The 17,201-nt window shown below is 41.8% G+C and carries 14 protein-coding genes; 1 reads left to right on the top strand and 13 read right to left on the bottom strand.

Annotation, left to right across the window (positions count from 1 at the left end; all coding sequences use genetic code 11):
• Nucleotides 1–256: 256 nt before the first annotated feature.
• The 5 genes from lacD to ACFORF_RS07560 all read right to left on the bottom strand — a co-directional run bounded on the left by lacD (nucleotide 257) and on the right by ACFORF_RS07560 (nucleotide 7,435).
• On the bottom strand, nucleotides 257–1,237 hold the full coding sequence (gene lacD / locus ACFORF_RS07580) for a tagatose-bisphosphate aldolase (protein WP_380426947.1): 981 nt from the start codon (nucleotides 1,235–1,237) through the stop codon (nucleotides 257–259).
• 136 nt (nucleotides 1,238–1,373) lie between these two features.
• Nucleotides 1,374–2,135, bottom strand: coding sequence for a class I SAM-dependent methyltransferase (locus tag ACFORF_RS07575; protein WP_380427097.1), 762 nt, complete (start codon nucleotides 2,133–2,135; stop codon nucleotides 1,374–1,376).
• A gap of 251 nt (nucleotides 2,136–2,386) precedes the next feature.
• Nucleotides 2,387–3,913 carry a metal ABC transporter solute-binding protein, Zn/Mn family gene (locus tag ACFORF_RS07570; RefSeq protein WP_380426945.1) on the bottom strand — a complete coding sequence of 509 codons (1,527 nt, stop codon included), beginning with the start codon at nucleotides 3,911–3,913 and terminating at the stop codon, nucleotides 2,387–2,389.
• Nucleotides 3,914–4,129: 216 nt separating this feature from the next.
• The gene (locus ACFORF_RS07565) at nucleotides 4,130–6,817 is read right to left on the bottom strand and encodes a cation-translocating P-type ATPase (RefSeq protein ID WP_380426943.1); all 2,688 of its coding nucleotides are present in this window, start codon (nucleotides 6,815–6,817) and stop codon (nucleotides 4,130–4,132) included.
• Nucleotides 6,818–7,048: 231 nt separating this feature from the next.
• Nucleotides 7,049–7,435 carry a DUF1934 domain-containing protein gene (locus ACFORF_RS07560; RefSeq protein ID WP_380426941.1) on the bottom strand — a complete coding sequence of 129 codons (387 nt, stop codon included), beginning with the start codon at nucleotides 7,433–7,435 and terminating at the stop codon, nucleotides 7,049–7,051.
• 132 nt (nucleotides 7,436–7,567) lie between these two features.
• On the opposite strand from ACFORF_RS07560, the gene ACFORF_RS07555 reads away from it, so the two are divergent.
• Nucleotides 7,568–8,863, top strand: a complete 1,296-nt coding sequence (locus ACFORF_RS07555; RefSeq protein ID WP_380426939.1) for an HD domain-containing protein — start codon at nucleotides 7,568–7,570, stop codon at nucleotides 8,861–8,863.
• A 99-nt stretch (nucleotides 8,864–8,962) separates the two neighbouring features.
• Here ACFORF_RS07555 and ACFORF_RS07550 read toward each other — a convergent pair whose 3' ends face one another.
• The 8 genes from ACFORF_RS07550 to ACFORF_RS07515 all read right to left on the bottom strand — a co-directional run bounded on the left by ACFORF_RS07550 (nucleotide 8,963) and on the right by ACFORF_RS07515 (nucleotide 17,191).
• Nucleotides 8,963–10,006: a PhoH family protein gene (locus ACFORF_RS07550; RefSeq protein WP_380426937.1), complete on the bottom strand. Its 1,044-nt coding sequence runs from the start codon at nucleotides 10,004–10,006 to the stop codon at nucleotides 8,963–8,965.
• 27 nt (nucleotides 10,007–10,033) lie between these two features.
• Complete coding sequence (locus ACFORF_RS07545) at nucleotides 10,034–10,249, bottom strand: YozE family protein (RefSeq protein ID WP_380426935.1); 216 nt, start codon at nucleotides 10,247–10,249, stop codon at nucleotides 10,034–10,036.
• A complete protein-coding gene (msrA, locus tag ACFORF_RS07540; protein ID WP_380426934.1) occupies nucleotides 10,246–10,755 on the bottom strand; it encodes a peptide-methionine (S)-S-oxide reductase MsrA in 510 nt (169 codons plus the stop codon). The genes ACFORF_RS07545 and msrA overlap by 4 nt, the downstream gene beginning before the upstream one ends.
• Before the next feature lie 159 nt (nucleotides 10,756–10,914).
• Nucleotides 10,915–12,240, bottom strand: coding sequence for a DUF1958 domain-containing protein (locus ACFORF_RS07535; protein WP_380426932.1), 1,326 nt, complete (start codon nucleotides 12,238–12,240; stop codon nucleotides 10,915–10,917).
• Nucleotides 12,224–12,634, bottom strand: a complete 411-nt coding sequence (locus tag ACFORF_RS07530; protein WP_380426930.1) for a hypothetical protein — start codon at nucleotides 12,632–12,634, stop codon at nucleotides 12,224–12,226. Before ACFORF_RS07530 ends, ACFORF_RS07535 begins: the two co-directional genes overlap by 17 nt.
• Before the next feature lie 919 nt (nucleotides 12,635–13,553).
• Nucleotides 13,554–13,871, bottom strand: coding sequence for a hypothetical protein (locus tag ACFORF_RS07525; RefSeq protein ID WP_380426928.1), 318 nt, complete (start codon nucleotides 13,869–13,871; stop codon nucleotides 13,554–13,556).
• A 216-nt stretch (nucleotides 13,872–14,087) separates the two neighbouring features.
• A complete protein-coding gene (locus ACFORF_RS07520) occupies nucleotides 14,088–16,586 on the bottom strand; it encodes an SA1320 family protein (protein WP_380426926.1) in 2,499 nt (832 codons plus the stop codon).
• Nucleotides 16,586–17,191 carry a hypothetical protein gene (locus ACFORF_RS07515; RefSeq protein WP_380426924.1) on the bottom strand — a complete coding sequence of 202 codons (606 nt, stop codon included), beginning with the start codon at nucleotides 17,189–17,191 and terminating at the stop codon, nucleotides 16,586–16,588. The genes ACFORF_RS07520 and ACFORF_RS07515 overlap by 1 nt, the downstream gene beginning before the upstream one ends.
• Nucleotides 17,192–17,201: the final 10 nt, after the last annotated feature.

Below are 17,201 nucleotides of genomic sequence, written 5' to 3'. Positions count from 1 at the left end.
AATACGGTCTCAAATAAGAATCCGCATTTACCAAATAAAACTGTTGAAATCAAGCCTTTTCCGAGAAATCGGGAGAGGCTTTTTTGGTGTGTGATTGTCAACTAAGAATCTTCTAAATTAAGCCTTACGTCCGTATCTCTCTGATGTCTGCATCAACCTGATGTTTCTTATGAAATTTTGAATCAGTATTAGGGCAAACAAAAACGCTAGAAAATTCCAGATGGAGTTCTCTAGCGAGTAGGAGAGCAATGTTAGATTAAGCTTTTTCGGTCCATGGAGTAGCTGTCTTAACGAGTACTTGATTAAGTTCATCGATATTACGGAAGCCTTCTTCACGAAGCCAAGTGCGGGTCGCTTCTGGTCCTTCCTTGATGTAGACCTCAACAGATCCTGACCAGGTTGCACGTCCACAGAGAACACCATTGAATTTTGCACCAGATTCAGCCGCAAAGACAAGCGTCTCTTGGAAGAGTTTGCTAGATACACCTGCTGACAGGTAGATGTATGGTAGGTGGCTGGCAGCTTCTTGTTGACGGAAGAACTCAGCTGCTTCTTCTTTGGTATGCACGACTTCGCCAGTAGTAAAACCTTCTACATAGTTCATGTTAACTGGAACTTCAACCTTGAGAACATCCACACCAAAGCGTTCGTCAGAGAAAACTTTCATGGCTTCAATAACCTTGCGAGGTTTAACAGCTGCATACTCTGCACTTGCCGCATCCGCAATCGTTTCGTCGTAAGCCAAAATCTCAAGATAGAATGGAATATCCTCTGCCTTACACTCTGAACCAATACGTTCTATGTAGGCTTGTTTTTGTTGATTGATGTCATCTGCACTGTCTACATCATAATAGAGCAAGAATTTCAGAGCATCTGCTCCTTTTTCTTTGAGACGTTTTACCGACCAATCATTGAGACAGTCTGGTAAACGAGTTGTCGTGCTGGCATCGTAACCAGTCTTTTCATAGGCCAAGAGTAATCCTGCAGCAGGGTCTTTGACTTCGACTGCTGGCAAGCCATACTCTGGATCCAAGAGGATAGAAGACGCATACTTGGTCAATTCTTCAGAAACCAAAGACTTGAGTTCTTCAATCTGTTCACGTGTTGGTGCTTCAGGTTGATACTTGGCCATCATTTTTTTCAAGGCTCCACGTTGGTCGAAGGCCAAGGCTGAAATGATGCCAGATCCAGTTGATAATTGCTCCATGAGACGACGCTTGTTTTCGGTAAGTACCATGTCAAACTCCTTTTTAATTGATATATTAACCTTTATATATACTATATCCCTTTCATCTGAATTTGTCAACCGTTTACAAGGAGAAATCCCATTTTTAGAAAAAAGATTGAAGCCGTTTTACTCCAATCTTCTCACTCTATTTTTCACTACATACCGCAATATAATTTAAATCGGCTTTGGCACCATCAAAAAATTTCCACATAGAGAGGAACTGTTGGCGGTTTTCTTTCTTAAGTCCATTGTAGGTAATTTTGAGAGTCCCAAATAGCCCCTCATCACGGATCATGCCTGGGATTGACATCAGTGTCATTGGCCCATGTTTGGCAGTCACTTGAATAAAGCCATTGGACTTGAACAACTCCTGCCAGGCATCTAGGTGAAGGGGCTCAACATTGACATGAATCGTCTGACTCAAATTAGCCAAAACCGTCGTCATCTTAGGGTCGAGATAGGTCACATCATGAGTCAGTAGCTTCCCACCTGGCTTTAAGACACGTAGATATTCTTGAATGGCTTTAGACTTGGCCTGCCCGCGTAACATGGTCAGCATAGCTTCATTGATAACAACATCGAAACTATTATCTGGAAAGGGTAATTTCATGGCATTGGCTTGATGAAGGGTAATCTTATCCGTCAAACCAGCCTGATCAACGTTTGTTTTTGCCTTTTCCAAGGCCTTAGGATCCATATCAACTGCTATAATCTGACAGCCAAAACGCTGAGCTAGTTCAATGGAAGTTGTACACATGTTACAAGCAACTTCAAGCACTCGGCTATCAGCAGACAAGTCGGCTTGGTCAATCAGCCAATTTGTCGCTTCAATCCCGCCTGGTCGCAACCTCTTTTTCCCTAACTTAGCTAGAAAATTATGACCAACTTCTTTCTTCTGCTCTGCCATCTCTATAACCTCTCTAATAAAAATATTAATCATATTTTATCGAAAATTCTGAAAATTTTCAAGCGATTTTCAAATATAAAAAACCAGCTAAGGCTGGCTAAAAATGGGAGATTTTTATGAAAAGAAATTTTTAAGGATGATTTTATTATAGCTTGGTATAACATGCTTTTCATCGGTCTTAGGACTGAATTTTATTTTTCTCAGCAAAAAATGCCACCCTTTCGAGTAGCATTTATTATTTAGGAGAGTCATTAGTGAGCAACGATTTCTTGAGCGATTTCGTGGCCAGTCAAATCAGCTGGATAGTAGGTTGGCCAGTTTTCCATTTCTTCAAAGAGAACTTCGTGGTCTTCAGCACCCCAGAAAAGGTGGAAGTGTTCAGCTGTTTGCGGAGCAATTCCATGGTCACTGAATTGAATGTTCTTAAATTCACCCGCATTCTCATCCTGGGTTGTAAAGAGGAAGCGGACACCACGATTACCTTTTTTATAAGTCAAGACCTTATAGCCAACGTATTCGTAGGTAAACTTATGGCTCTTGCCATTTTGCACAAACTCAATCGTATTCTTGTCACCGTCGATATTGATAGCTTCAACATCAGTCTTGTAACCAGTCGTGTAGTAGTCCTTGTACTCCGCAGCAGTCATGCTACCGTTGGATTTTTTAGCCTTATAATCCCAGACTTGGTCCAAGGTGCCATCAAGCAAGTAAGGGTAGACTGATTGCCATTCACCAGTCCAATCTGACAAGGTACGATCCTTGATATTAGCATCTTCAAAGTAACCATTAGCTACAGTTTTGGTCGTATCTTCTTCAGGTTGGATAGCCTTACCAGCAACATTTGTAGTCAATTGCAGAGCTTCTAAGTTTGAGCGCATCACTGAGAAATAGTCTTCCCCGGCCTTCATTTGATCGTTGGTCAAGCTTTCGAGCGGATTAAGGACTGCTGTTTTAACACCAGCCTCATCAGCCAAGGTCTTCGCCACTGTTGAAGAGGCATTTTCTTCAAAGTAGATATACTTGATTTCGTATTCTTTGACATACTTAACCAACTCTGTTAAGCGTTGAGCGGTCGGCTCTGTATCTGCAGAAATCCCTGTAATTGGAACCTGTGTCAATCCATAATCAAGAGCCAAGTAACCAAAGGCAGCATGCTGAGTCACGAAACTCTTTTGTTGAGCTGTTGACAGAGCACTTGAATACTCCTTGTCCAACTCTTCCAACTTTTTGATGTAGGCATCTGCATTGGTCTTAAAGGTCTCAGCCTTGTCAGGATAAGCTTCTGAGAGATTGTCTCGGATGTTTTCTACCATAGTAATGGCACGAGTAGGCGACAACCAAACATGCGGATCAAACTCGTGATGGTGACCTTCTTCGCCATGATTATGGTCATGACCTTCTTCCTCAGTTCCAGCCATCAAAAGCATATCTCCTGTTGCTTTGACGAAATTAACCTTGTCAGAATCAATAGCTTCTTGAATATCTGGAACCCAAGTTTCCATATTTTCATCATCATAGACAAAGGCATCCGCATTTTGGATTTTGGTCATGTCTTTGGTTGATGGTTCAAAACCATGCACTTCGGTACCTGCTCCGATAAGCAGTTCAACATTACCCTCTTCACCAACGATGTTTTTCGTAAATTCATAAATCGGATAGAAGCTAGCAACAACTTCTAATTTATCATCTTCTTTAGTACTTGATTGACTTGAACTACAAGCAGCAAGTCCTAGAGTCAAGGCAGCTGTCGCAGCTAAACCTAGCCATTTCTTTTTCATGAGAAAACTCCTTTAAGTATTTTTAACCAGTTAACGGTTTACTGGTTAAGTATACCACATAAAAAATTTTTTTCAAGTGATTTGCAATGTTTTTCAAAAACTTATTTTCGATTTCTCTAAATAAAACTGATAACATAGGGACTTCTGACTGCAAAATAATTCTACTTTCCATAAAAATAAAGAAAAGTTGAGCTAAACTCAACTTTTCTAAACTGATTAAATCGCATTCTTGTCCATGCCAAGTGCACGTTGGATAGCTTTCACAACTTCAACGATGACAAAGGCAAGTAAGCTACCAACAAGGACAACAGCCCATTGGTGCACCTCCAAGTGAGACACGTGGAAGATTTTTTCCAAGACTGGAATGGTCAAGGTTGCCAGCAACAAGGCAAGGGAACCAAGGATAGCCCAGTTGAAGGTCTTGTTCTTGAACGGTCCAACTGTAAAGACAGATTGGTAAACAGACTTGACATTGAAGGCATGTACCAACTGGATGAGACCGAGGGTTGCATACGCCATGGTCAAAGCATCTGCGTGGATGGCATGGTTGTCTCCAACATGAACGGGGTTGGTAATGGCATAACCATAGACACCCAGCACTAAGATACCTTGCATGAGACCTTGGTAGGCAATCGCACCAAAAACACCACCTGAGAAGAAGCTAGACTTACGACCACGAGGTTTGTGACTCATGACACCAGGTTCAGCTGGTTCCATACCAAGCGCAATCGCTGGAAGGGTATCGGTTACCAAGTTGATCCACAAGAGATGGACAGGCTCTAAGACATCCCATCCAAAGAGGGTTGCAAGGAAAATAGTCAAGACTTCTGCGATGTTGGCAGACAGCAAGTACTGAATCGTCTTTTGGATGTTCGAGAAGACTTTACGACCTTCTTCAACCGCTACTATGATGGTGGCAAAATTGTCATCGGCAAGGACCAAGTCAGAAGCACCTTTGGAAACTTCTGTTCCTGTAATCCCCATACCGATACCAATATCGGCTGTTTTGAGAGCTGGTGCGTCGTTGACCCCGTCACCCGTCATGGCAATGACCTTACCATCATTTTGCCAGGCTTTTACGATACGTACCTTGTGCTCTGGTGATACGCGGGCGTAAACAGAGTATTGCTTGAAAACTTTTTGGAATTCTTCGTCAGAAAGCTCGTTGAGCTCTGCGCCAGTAAAGACATGGTCTTCTGTGTCATTTGGATCGATGATTCCGAGACGTTTCGCAATCGCTTCTGCTGTATCTTGGTGGTCACCAGTAATCATGATTGGGCGGATACCCGCTTCCTTAGCGACACGTACGGCTTCTGCAGCTTCAGCACGCTCAGGGTCAATCATACCGACCAAACCAGCAAAGACAAGATCATTTTCAACGATTTCTGTTTCAAGGGTTGGCACACTATCAGTATACTTATAAGCCATCATGAGGACACGAAGAGCTTGTTTGGCCAAGTCCTTGTTAACGGCCAAGATAGCTTGACAATCTGCATCTGTGATCGGACGAACTTGGCCGTTTTCCTCAATTTGCGTTACGCGTTTGAGGAGTTGGTCAGGGGCACCCTTCACCGCTACAAAGTAACGGCCGTCCGCTTGACGATGAATTGTAGACATGAGCTTACGAACAGAGTCAAATGGTAATTCTGCCACACGTGGCTCAACTTCCAAGACCTCACGAACATCGAAGTTCTTGTCTAGACCAAATTGGACAAGTGCTGTTTCCGTTGGGTCACCGATGAGTTTACCAGAAGGGTCAACCTTAGTATCATTGGCAAAGTTCATGACACGCAGGGTGTTGTTATCTGCCGCAAAAGCTTCAGATGAATTGAGCAGTTGACCGTTGGTGTAGACTTTTTCAACCGTCATTTGGTTCATGGTCAGAGTACCGGTCTTGTCAGACGCGATAATTTCTGTCGAACCAAGGGTTTCAACGGCAGGGAGTTTCCGGATGATGGCGTTTCGCTTAGCGAGAACCTTGGTCCCCAAAGAAAGGACAACGGTAACGATGGCTGGAAGACCTTCTGGAATGGCTGCAACCGCAAGGGCGATGGCAACCGTCAAGCCTTTCAGTGGCGGTGTCCCTTGAACAAAGACACCGACAACAAAGGTAATGGCTGCGATGACCAAAATCGCATAGGTCAAGACCTTAGATAATTGGTGGAGGCTCTGTTTAAGCGGTGTATCGCTCTCTTCAGCGTTCGCCAACATGCCTGCGATATGACCCACTTCAGTATACATACCAGTATTGGTTACGACACCAGAACCACGACCGTAAGTGACGTTTGAGTTCTGGTAGGCCATGTTAGCACGGTCACCGATTGGGGCATCTGCCGCCAACTCAACTGCCAAGTCTTTCTCAACCGGAACAGATTCCCCTGTTAAGGCTGCTTCTTCGATTTTTAGGGAATTAGCTTCTAAAAGACGCATATCGGCAGGAACAACGTCACCTGCTTCTAACATAACCACATCCCCAGGCACCAAGTCTTTAGAATCCACCTCGATCACGTGGCCATTACGACGGACGCGGGCAACAGGGGAAGACATGTTTTTAAGAGCTTCAATGGCTGCTTCTGCTTGGCCTTCTTGGTAAACTCCAAAGGCAGCGTTCAAAACAACTACGGCCAAGATGATGATAGCGTCCGCAAGGCCCTCCATTCCTTCAGTGACAACACTGAGCGCTGCCGCAATCAAGAGGATGATAATCATCAAATCCTTGAACTGGTCTAAGAATTTTTGGAAGACCGTACGTTTTTCACCCTCTTCCAATTCGTTGCGGCCGTAAGAAGCCAAACGCTCCTTGACCTGGTCATTGCTCAAGCCCTCTTTAGAGGTGCCCAAGGCTTCTAAAACATCGCTTTCACTCTGTGTGTAAAAAGCGTCGCGCTTTTGTTCTTGTGACAAAATATACTCCTTCCGGTCCCTTTTTACAGAAAAAGAGACCTGTTTTTATTAAAACAAGTCTCGCTGTTTAAGGTGATGCCGGAAATTGCTTTCGGATTGACGACACCACCACAGCTAACGCTCTGCGCCAGCTGTCTGCTACTCCCTTGAGATACTATGTATTATAACAAATTTAGAATTTTTTTCAAGGAAAAGTGTTCTAAAACCAGATTTTTCAACCTAAATAAACACCTATCCCCAGCTAATTTCTAACTGATAGGAGGCAAAAATCCCATTACTTTCTTCCTGCTTAAGATCGTAGGACAGGCTCAGGTTTTGTTCATTCGGTTCAAAGCTATAGGTTTTGGTGTCTGTCACCAGGTACTGCATGCCCATAGGTGTCGGCAGGGCTACCAGCATTTCCTGGTCTCGATGGAACCGCATGACTGTCTTTGGCTCCGAGTAGCGTGTCATGGTCATCTCCTCTGCATCACACTTAAGAATAACCTTTTCACCCTCGTCATTTGTGTAGACCAAGTAGATTTTCCCAGCTTTTTCTGTCACATCGACCGGAAAAATCTGATCGACAACTTCCATCTGACCCCCGAGGTCAATTTCATTGGTTAACCGTATTTTCATCCGCATTCCTTTTTTCGTTTTTTTTTCTATTTTATCAAAAAATAGCAGTGCTGACCAAGTTAGCCTGCTTGAAATGTCTTTTTGTACTGGTTTTTCATGGCATTATCAGACTCAGCTTGCTATAATAGGGCTATGTTAGAAAAAATTTTTCGTGACCCTATCCACATGGATATCATGGTCAAAGATCCTATCATCTACGATTTAATCAATACCAAAGAATTTCAACGCCTCCGCCGCATTAAACAACTGGGAACAACCAGCTACACCTTTCACGGGGGTGAGCACAGTCGATTTTCCCACTGCCTAGGTGTCTATAATATCGCTCGTCGAATGGTCGAACGCTTTGAGCAGGTTTATCCAGAGACTTGGAAGGCTGAGGAAAATCTGGTCACCATGGCTGGTGCCCTCCTTCACGATGTTGGCCACGGTGCTTATTCCCACACCTTTGAACGGCTATTTGGGACAGACCACGAGGCCTTGACTCAAGCTATTATCACCAATCCAGAGACCGAAGTCTATCAGGTTCTGGTTCGTGTGTCTCCCGATTTTCCCCAGAAGGTAGCCAGCGTCATCAACCATACCTACCCCAATCCTCAGGTCGTCCAGTTAATTTCCTCTCAGATTGATGCGGACCGCATGGATTACCTGCTAAGAGACTCCTATTATACAGGCGTTAACTACGGTCAATTTGATTTGACCCGTATCCTCAAGTCCATGATGCCTGTGGAGACTGGTATCGTCTTTAGTCAGTCCGGAATGCATGCGGTTGAGGACTATCTCGTTAGTCGCTACCAGATGTACATGCAGGTTTATTTTCATCCAGCCAGTCGTGCCATTGAAGTTCTCTTGCAAAAGTTACTGGACCGGGCCAAGGCCCTCTTTGAGGAGCAGACTGCTTATTTTGAACTAACCTCTCCCAATCTCTTGCCATTTTTTAGACAGGCCTATACCTTATCGGACTATCTCAAATTAGATGACGGGGTGATGAACACCTATTTCCAAACCTGGATGACCAGTCCAGACCCTATCTTGTCTGATTTGGCAGACCGCTTCGTCAACCGGAAGATTTTCAAGTCTGCTACTTTTGAAGCCGGCCAGGAAGCTCTGCTATTATCCCTAGACCAAATCGTCGCCAGTGTCGGCTTTGATCCTGCCTACTATACCGCTGTTCATAATAATTTCGACCTCCCCTACGATATTTATCGGCCCGAGGTCAAAAATCCGCGAACTCAGATTGAGATTATCCAGAAGGACGGGACCATTCTTGAGTTATCTCAACTGTCACCGCTGGTCCAAACCCTAGCTGGGACCAAGCACGGTAACAGTCGCTACTACTTCCTCAAGGACATGTTGGAGGCAAACGACCTATTTGCTGCTGAGAAGCAAAGCTTTATCAGTCATATTCGTAATGACAGACTCGTGCCATAATCGCCAAGAAGAAAAAGAGCCAAACGGCTCTTTTTTAGATTCCTAACTTCAAATGAGTGCGGTTAAGCACCTTGAACTTGAAATCTTTAGTTTTGATAATTAGTCTTCCTTAGGCAGTTCTCCAATAACCTCATACTGGGTCAAGCCAGAAACAGGGGTATCTGGGGTTTCTTCCTGAGTTTTTTCCACTTCTTCAGACTCGTAAGCCTTGATAATATCAGCCACGACTGGGTGACGGACAACATCTTTGGCAGAAAAATGCACAAAATCAATCTGTTTAATGTGCCCAAGTTTCTGAGAAGCGTCAATCAAGCCTGACTTGACCTTGCGAGGCAGGTCAATCTGACTGATATCTCCATTGACAATCATCTTAGAATTAAACCCCAGACGGGTCAGAAACATCTTCATCTGCATAATGGTTGTATTCTGCGCTTCATCGAGGATGACAAAGGCGTCATCCAGGGTCCGCCCCCGCATGTAGGCTAGAGGGGCAATCTCAATGGTTTCCCGCTCCATAAGACGGGTCGTCTGGTCTTTTCCTAAAATCTGATAGAGGGCGTCATAGACAGGGCGCAGATAAGGGTCTACCTTTTCCTTGAGGTCGCCAGGCAAGAAGCCGAGACTTTCACCTGCTTCCACCGCTGGACGGGTCAAAATAATCCGTTTAACCTGACCACGCTTGAGGGCCGTCACTGCCAAGGTCACTGCCAGGAAGGTCTTCCCAGTCCCGGCAGGTCCAATCCCAAAGACGATATCATGGTTTTTGACACTATCCACATAAACTTTCTGACCTAGAGTTTTGACGCGGATCGGCTTGCCATCATTATCCTTGATGATTTCTTCTTCGTAGAGTGCGACAAACTTATCAATGTTTCCGCCTTGGGCCATGGACAGAGCTGTCACGACATCAGAGGTGTTGACCACCAAACCACGTCCCACCAAGACCTTGAGAGCTTCAATGGTCAGACGTGCTGTCTCAACAGCTGCTTGATCATCTCCTAAAATTTGAACCCGTTCTGTTCGAGCATGGATAATAACCGCCAAATTCTCCTCGATTAACTTGAGGTGGCGCTCATTAGTCCCAAACAAACTCAGCACATCATCCGGATGTGTGAGACTGATATCAACTGAAAATTCTTGCAATCACAATACTCCTTCTCTGTAAAATTTTCAATGCTCCAAATAATCTTGCCAAATCTGATCAAAGTCACCCATAGAAAATGCAAAGCTAGCATCTGTTTCCAAGAATCTACTAACCTTGTCAAAATCGTCCGTATGCTTGGGAAAGTCGGACTCCTCAAAGACCAAGTCAGCCAGGATAGCTACTGGCGCATTGGATTTGGAGTTGCGTTGGTTCATCAACCATTCGTAAAATGAGCGTCTCATGTCCAATTCTCCTCGAGAAAGGCCTTGCGGCGTTGGCTGCTAAGAGCGTAGCGCTGAGGACTCTTCCGGTAAAAGGCCTGATGGTAGTCCTCTGCCGGGTAAAATGGCTGAGCTGGTTCAATGGTCGTCACAATCGGTCGGTCAAAACGTCCAGAAGCCTGCAAGTCTGCCTTGGACTGCTCTGCTATGGCCCTTTGAGCATCAGTTGTGTAGAAAATCACCGGGCGATAGTTGTCTCCGCGGTCCTCAAATTGCCCAAAGGCATCGGTCGGATCAGTCTGGGCCCAATAAATCTCCACCAACTGCTGGTAGGAAATCTTTTCCGGATCAAAGATAATCTCCACAGCCTCCGTGTGACCAGTGGTCTTGCTGCAGACCTGCTCGTAGGTCGGATTTGGCACATGACCCGCCGTATAACCTGAGAGGACTGAGGCAACGCCATCCATCTCTTCAAAGGGGTGCACCATACACCAGAAACATCCACCTGCAAAAATCGCACGTTCCATACTTACCTGCTTTCTAACTGTTGATAGTCTCCATCTCACTTAAGAGTTGTATTTTTAACACTGCATCAACAGTCCTTTTCTTTTTGCCATTGTAACAAATTTTGAGAAAAAAGTCCTTAGTAAAGGCAGAAAAAATCGAGCACGAAGCCCGATTTTTAGTTAAGGACGTTGACGTTTTTCCTTACGCTTTTGCTGACTCTTGCGTTCAAGAACAACTAGTAAGGCGAGAATCCCAAATAGGGGAATGAGGACTAGCCCCTTATCATACAGAAGATGGTACCAGGCTTTTTTATTTCCAGGCTTTTTAACAATGGACTTGACTGCCTCTACAACGTTAGCAGGTTTTTCCTCAATCTTAGTACCATCTTTAATGGTAGCATTTAAGGTCTCTAAGCCATTTGCGACAGAAAGTTGACCGTCAGTGACCTGTAAGGATGGTTGACTTTCCTTAGAAGAAACGCCATAAAAATCCGTATTCAATTCATAGGTCTTCCCATCAATCTCTTGTTCTCCCGCTTTTGCGACAAGGCCATATTGGTAGTCGGTATAAGACTTTTCCAACAAAGCATTGACAAAAGGATGGCGGTAGTATTCTCCATTTTGATCAGACCAATCACCGACCCCCATGATAATAGCAATACGCTTTTGGCCATCGCGGTCTGCTGTCACGATACAGTTAAATCCAGCACTCGGACTAGAACCCGTTTTAAAGCCATTGACCCCCTCCAAGCCATAAGAAGGATCTTCGGGCATGGAATGGTTGTAGGATTGAAAAGTCTCTTCGTATGGAGTCCCAGCTTTAACCGTCACAAAGGTGCCCTGACTATGCTCGAGAACCTGCGGATACTTGGTTGTAAACTGATAAATGAGCGTCCCTAAATCCCGTGCTGTTGTCTGGTTGGGCAAAGAATTATCATAACGTGTTGGAGCATAATAGCCCTGAAAAGCTGATGCAATCGCTCCCGTGGCCGTATTCCAAGTGGTGTTGCTCATCCCCAGCTCCTCAGCCTTAGCATTCATCCTATCTAAAAAGACATCTGGATCTGGTTCAATTAAGCGAGCCAACATTAAGGTCGTCACATTCGACGACGGTACAATGGTCATGGTAATCAACTCAGAAACCGTGTAATCAACTCCCGCAATAATTTTATTATTGGAAATCTCATAGATGCTCCCAATAGCTTGATCTGTCGGAGTAGCTGTCACAACCGTATCTTCAGAGAAGAGCCCCTGTTCCATGGCCTCATAAACCATATAAAGCGTCATAGCCTTACTCATACTAGCAGGGTCTCGTTGCTCATCGATATTATCCTGCCATAAAATTTCGCCCGTGATCCCTTCAATCACAATAGAAGCCTTGGGACGATTCACATCACTAACCTCATAACCGGCTGCCCTTGTAATATCCATCAATTCATCGGCTAGAACCACTGGCTGAACCAGCATCATCGCCATACAGACTAGCAAACTAGACCACTTTTTCATCTTTTGTTTCCCTCTTGTAATACAATAGTTTTATTATAGCATATCTTTCATGGGAAACAAGGGAATTTTTCAGTATTCTGTAGGAAATAGCAGAGCAGGAACAAATTTCAAAACCAGCGATTTTTAAACCTCTAAAAATCCACTCAACCGAAAAATAGATCATTAGAAGCCCAAGCACTAATAAAAATAAATTAGCTTGTCTGTTTTGCAAATCAATATAACGTAGCAGTACCGTCACTGCAAACGTAGCTCCCGCAGGAGTCGATAAGCCCGCACCTTTTGTTTCAAGCTCTTTGGTGCTGACATAATAGGGCAATTTGTAATCTTTGCTAATAAAAACAGACTTCTGACCAAAACCACCGACGACAAAATAGCTCCCTAATTTGATTTTCATACATTTTACCTTTAACTAAACACTGAACCTAATCCATCAAACCAAGCCGAGACTGGGGCACTTCCATCCCACCACCCCTGTTAGCCGATGCAGGAAAGGCCACGTTACAGGACCAGAAGGCTACAGCCAGATAGAGAATTGAGCAGAGGCTACAAGCCGTCGATTTAAAGCAACTGCCGGATTCGTCATAAATCCTTGTCTTGTTTTCACATCATAAGCAATCCCATGTCACTCTCCTACTTGGTTGTAGGTTTTGGAAAATAGCAGAGCCTTATATAGAGTTTTCAAAGGACTGTTGATAGGCTTATTATACCATGAAAGAAAGGGCAACTCTAAAGATCTAAGATATGGAAAAACGCCCGAAGGCGTTAGGATAGCCACTTTGAAAAACTCTACTGACTGTTCGAACAACTCTCTTCCTTATACTTCTTAGACTTAGGACCATACCAATCTTTGATTGAATAGTTCAATAATTGACGATACTCTTCCATATATTTTTCAATGTAATAGCCTTGGAAGTTATCTTCCCATAAAGCTAATGTAAAATAAATCTCTAACAAAACCATGAAAGGTAAAAACAATATACAAATTGATCTAAATAAATCATTTGAATTAAAATTAGCAGAGAAAAAAATCTCAGTAATGCTATTAAGCCAATTATTAAACCACCATAGATCTTTGAAAATTTAGCAAAATGTTCAGAGGCCTGCAAAACTGAAAACTTAGACTCTTTTGTATGATTTATCATTTTTAAAATAGAATTTTTGATTGAAAAGTATCTTTCAACCAAAACAAATATAATAAGAATTCCGTATATTATGAAAGACCAAATTCCTTTTATTATTGAAGAAGTGAGAGAAGTTGAAAACACAAATGCCTGACACCCAAATAAAAACGAAAGAATTGAAAACCTTTTCATTTAGAAATAATAACTTAATATTTTTTTATTTCTTATTTTAAAGATATCTAAAATATATAAACAAAAATATAGAATTCCAAATATTAAAAATATAAATGTTGGAAAAATCGGACTCATCCCTAAAAATTTTAAATGCTCTTTATCTAAAAAATAACTAATAACAAGAAAAATAAGCATAAGCAACAAAATAAATAATCCACCAAGTATTTTTTTTATTATTTTCTTTTTATCCGCCTCTATATGCAATAACTCAATATACTCGTCCTTCACCAGATTGACACTTTCCTCAAATGAAGCATTAAATATTGTTTTTTTCATGTTTACCTCACTATCCGAACCAACCACCAACAGTATCAGCTGCACCATTCATCCAATCCGAAAGGCCGTCTGAAACTGAACCTACGACATCATCAACCGTTTTTATTATCGCTTTCCCAGCTTTTTTACAGTTCCAACAGAGTCATCAATCAAATCATATGCTATATCTTTTGCCATATCTTTGACATTATGGAAAAACGCCCGAAGGCGTTAATCCTATTCTCCAAAGCAATCATCAATTAGTTTCTCTGAATTACTCATCGTTGAGATAATTTCATTCATCTTTGAACCTAGTGCCTCAACGGCAACTCCTTTATTCTGTAGTAATTGAGTTTGCATATCCGTAAATCTAGTTTTTAAATTTTCTAAAACTTCTAAAATCATTTTTTGTGATTTCAAAATCTCTTCCAGTCCATTTAAGCCATAGATTGCTTCCTCCGCTCCTTTTCGGAATGGCTCAAACAAATTCCCCAAAGAAGACACAGTCGTATTAATCGTCGTTGAGGCTTTTGTTAGTTCTGTATCAATGACAGAGACTTCATATTTCAACGAATTAATAGTACTCGAAATACTAATGAAACTTCCGACGTTTCCATAAAAATGTTTTTCCTTCTCTCCCCATTTTTTATAGTATACATCATCAGCCATTTGAGAAATTAGCTTATCACATTGACCACTAACACCAGATAAAACTGTATTAGTAGAGCTAATTTCAGATGAGACTTCGTTCAAGTATGACGTAAATTCCGTTGACATGACACCAGCTAACTCACTAGACTTTTTATCAATTTGATCGTCATAGGCTTTGATAACTTTCATATCATCAAATACCCCTGTCACCTCTAAAAACGAGGAGTAATCTCCATAGACTACAGTATCTACATTAGGTACACTAGATAAATCCAGAGTCGTGATCTTCTCTGCAAGAGCAGTATCCGTTGCCTCCATTGAGGTGATAATTGTATTTGTCACAGAAACAGTGTAGTCAACACATAAAATTAATGTTTGAAGATTTTGATGTATGGCTTCAAGAACTTCATTGATAGCTTGAGGAATAGCATCCTGATAACCACTTCTGTTACCTAACCCCTTGGTCACAGCTTCAATTTCATCTTCGAAGGAGTTCAATAACTTCTCACCCTTACTAGCTACATTTGTCTGCGTTCCTAACGAAAACATTCCTGCTAACAAACTTGGTTGAGCGTCTGAGTTATTACTTCCCACAGTATTCAATAAACCTGAGTATAATTGTAACGTATCTATCGCACCCACAACTGATCCATAATTCCAAGAGGAACCATTAGCTTTATACCAGCTATAAAATAAACTCCCACCTAAATTATCAAAACGTTGTGAAAAATCATAAGTGCTATAGTCCATTACTGTCGATAGAGTTGGCATTAAATCAACAATCTCACCATAAGCAGAATCTATATCTTTAACCGCTTGAATCAAGCTAATAGATTCTAAATAATCTGAAATAAGGGTTTTATAGCTTTCTTTACGCTGACCAACTCCATCCATCACTAGCTGATTTGCAACTAAAGCTTGACTATTTAAGACATAAAGGTCTGATAAAAATGAAGAAATTACAGAAAGGTTAGTTGAAATAGCTCTTAAGGCACCAGTATCTAAACTTAGCTCACTTCCTAAGCCAAGCATTGACCAAGCTGGAATAATAGAGGTATTGGATAAATATTCTGGAGATAACAGAAATTCTGCAGAGCCATCCCTGTTAAAGTCAACACTATTCAATTCCGTAAATACTGCTACTTCCGTATAGTACATGGTTTCCATACTATTTTTGTAGGCTGTCATATCATGTTGAATAGGGACATCGATAGCAATGACATTACCAACATAAATCGGTTTAAGCTCTGTATTATCATATATGGATGAGGCTAATTTCAACAAACCATTAGCAAGGGGCTCGACATTCCTCCCATTCACAACTGCTTGCCCCCCAAAACCGATTTCACCCTCTCCTTGTTCCCACAAAGCATTTGTCAAAACATCAGCTGTTGTTGAAAATGTTACGGCATAACCAGAGTAGTTAGTAATTAACTCCTTGACTCTAGCATCTTCTGCCTGAGCCAGCACAACTAACCGATCTGACTCTGCCTTGGTATAGTAACCTTCTTCAATAAGACTATCATAAAACAGTTCAAAATAGGTTGCAGTACTAACTGATTGAGGAGCACCTTGGTAACCGAATTTATAGGGTGTCTGTTCAACGATTGCCGTTCGTGTTGCCAAGAAATCTCCATAAGAATGTCCTGTCGTAACTGTGATATTTGCGCCCGTCCGTTGGACTCGTTCATAAAATGACGTCGCACTATTTTCTACATTTCTAAGATAGATACTATTATTTAAACCAATAGCACCATCAGCGGCAACATCTTTTAGACCATCAGCCTTTACGTTCGTTCCCGCATAGGCGATATAAGTCTCTCCTGTCACATCATCTGCCACCGCGATAGCCGCAACCCCCAAACGCTCATCATAGTGGTAATCAACTAGGTGAGTACCAGAGGGGAGAGAGGCGTTTCTTTCAACCATCTCAGTTTCCAATTTTAGAAGAAAATTATTTTTATCCTCTTCACTTAATAGTCCATCCTTAGGACTAGAAGTGTAATAATTTTCAAACTCATATACCGAATCCGATATCTCGGCAGAAACATTTATACGTCTTTTTAATGATTCTTCATTTAACACTATTGTTCCTCCATTTTTATTACTAAAATTCTCCGTAATTCAATTGAGGCCGATGCATCATATAAAGAATAAGTCAATATGTATCTAAAATTCGTAGATTCTCCACTCAATTTTTCAACTTTTACTGTAATATCGCTATCTTTAGACAAAGAATATTCTTTTATTAATTTCTTACTGTATGTTGAATGAATCTTTTCCCGATATTTTATGATTTTTTCATATCGTTCAACAGAGTCTGATTCTCCCTCATTTTGCAAACTTTTAAAATATTCCTTGGAAAAATGAAATTCTTGAAAAAATAATTTCTCAGAACGATTGTCCAGTGACTCGAAATGTAATTCATTATTGGTATATAAAACTTTATCCTCTACTCTCTCTTCAGAATTCTCTTTAAAAAAAGTTCCTGACAAGGAGTTGTCTAAATTATCCTCTAAATTAAATTGAAGAAAAGATATGCTCTGATTAACATTATAAACATGAAAAGAGTCTTTTATCAAGCTAACATTATTTAATTCAATTTCCTGCTTATCCAATATCTCAAACATAGGTTGTAATTCCTCTTCAACCGATTTTGAGTGATGGCAACCTATTAACATACCTGTCATGATGATTCCT

The sequence above is a fragment of the Streptococcus caprae genome, assembly GCF_042649745.1.
Classification (GTDB): Bacteria; Bacillota; Bacilli; order Lactobacillales; family Streptococcaceae; genus Streptococcus; species Streptococcus caprae.
This window is presented reverse-complemented; position numbering and strand designations above follow the sequence as displayed.

Bases quoted from the DNA above. Each gene is read 5' to 3' on its own strand.
- lacD (WP_380426947.1), bottom strand. From the start codon at position 1,237: ATGGTACTTACCGAAAACAAGCGTCGTCTCATGGAGCAATTATCAACT.
- ACFORF_RS07575 (WP_380427097.1), bottom strand. From the start codon at position 2,135: ATGGCAGAGCAGAAGAAAGAAGTTGGTCATAATTTTCTAGCTAAGTTA.
- ACFORF_RS07570 (WP_380426945.1), bottom strand. From the start codon at position 3,913: ATGAAAAAGAAATGGCTAGGTTTAGCTGCGACAGCTGCCTTGACTCTA.
- ACFORF_RS07560 (WP_380426941.1), bottom strand. From the start codon at position 7,435: ATGAAAATACGGTTAACCAATGAAATTGACCTCGGGGGTCAGATGGAA.
- ACFORF_RS07555 (WP_380426939.1), top strand. From the start codon at position 7,568: ATGTTAGAAAAAATTTTTCGTGACCCTATCCACATGGATATCATGGTC.
- ACFORF_RS07545 (WP_380426935.1), bottom strand. From the start codon at position 10,249: ATGAGACGCTCATTTTACGAATGGTTGATGAACCAACGCAACTCCAAA.
- msrA (WP_380426934.1), bottom strand. From the start codon at position 10,755: ATGGAACGTGCGATTTTTGCAGGTGGATGTTTCTGGTGTATGGTGCAC.
- ACFORF_RS07535 (WP_380426932.1), bottom strand. From the start codon at position 12,240: ATGAAAAAGTGGTCTAGTTTGCTAGTCTGTATGGCGATGATGCTGGTT.
- ACFORF_RS07530 (WP_380426930.1), bottom strand. From the start codon at position 12,634: ATGAAAATCAAATTAGGGAGCTATTTTGTCGTCGGTGGTTTTGGTCAG.
- ACFORF_RS07525 (WP_380426928.1), bottom strand. From the start codon at position 13,871: ATGAAAAAAACAATATTTAATGCTTCATTTGAGGAAAGTGTCAATCTG.
- ACFORF_RS07515 (WP_380426924.1), bottom strand. From the start codon at position 17,191: ATGACAGGTATGTTAATAGGTTGCCATCACTCAAAATCGGTTGAAGAG.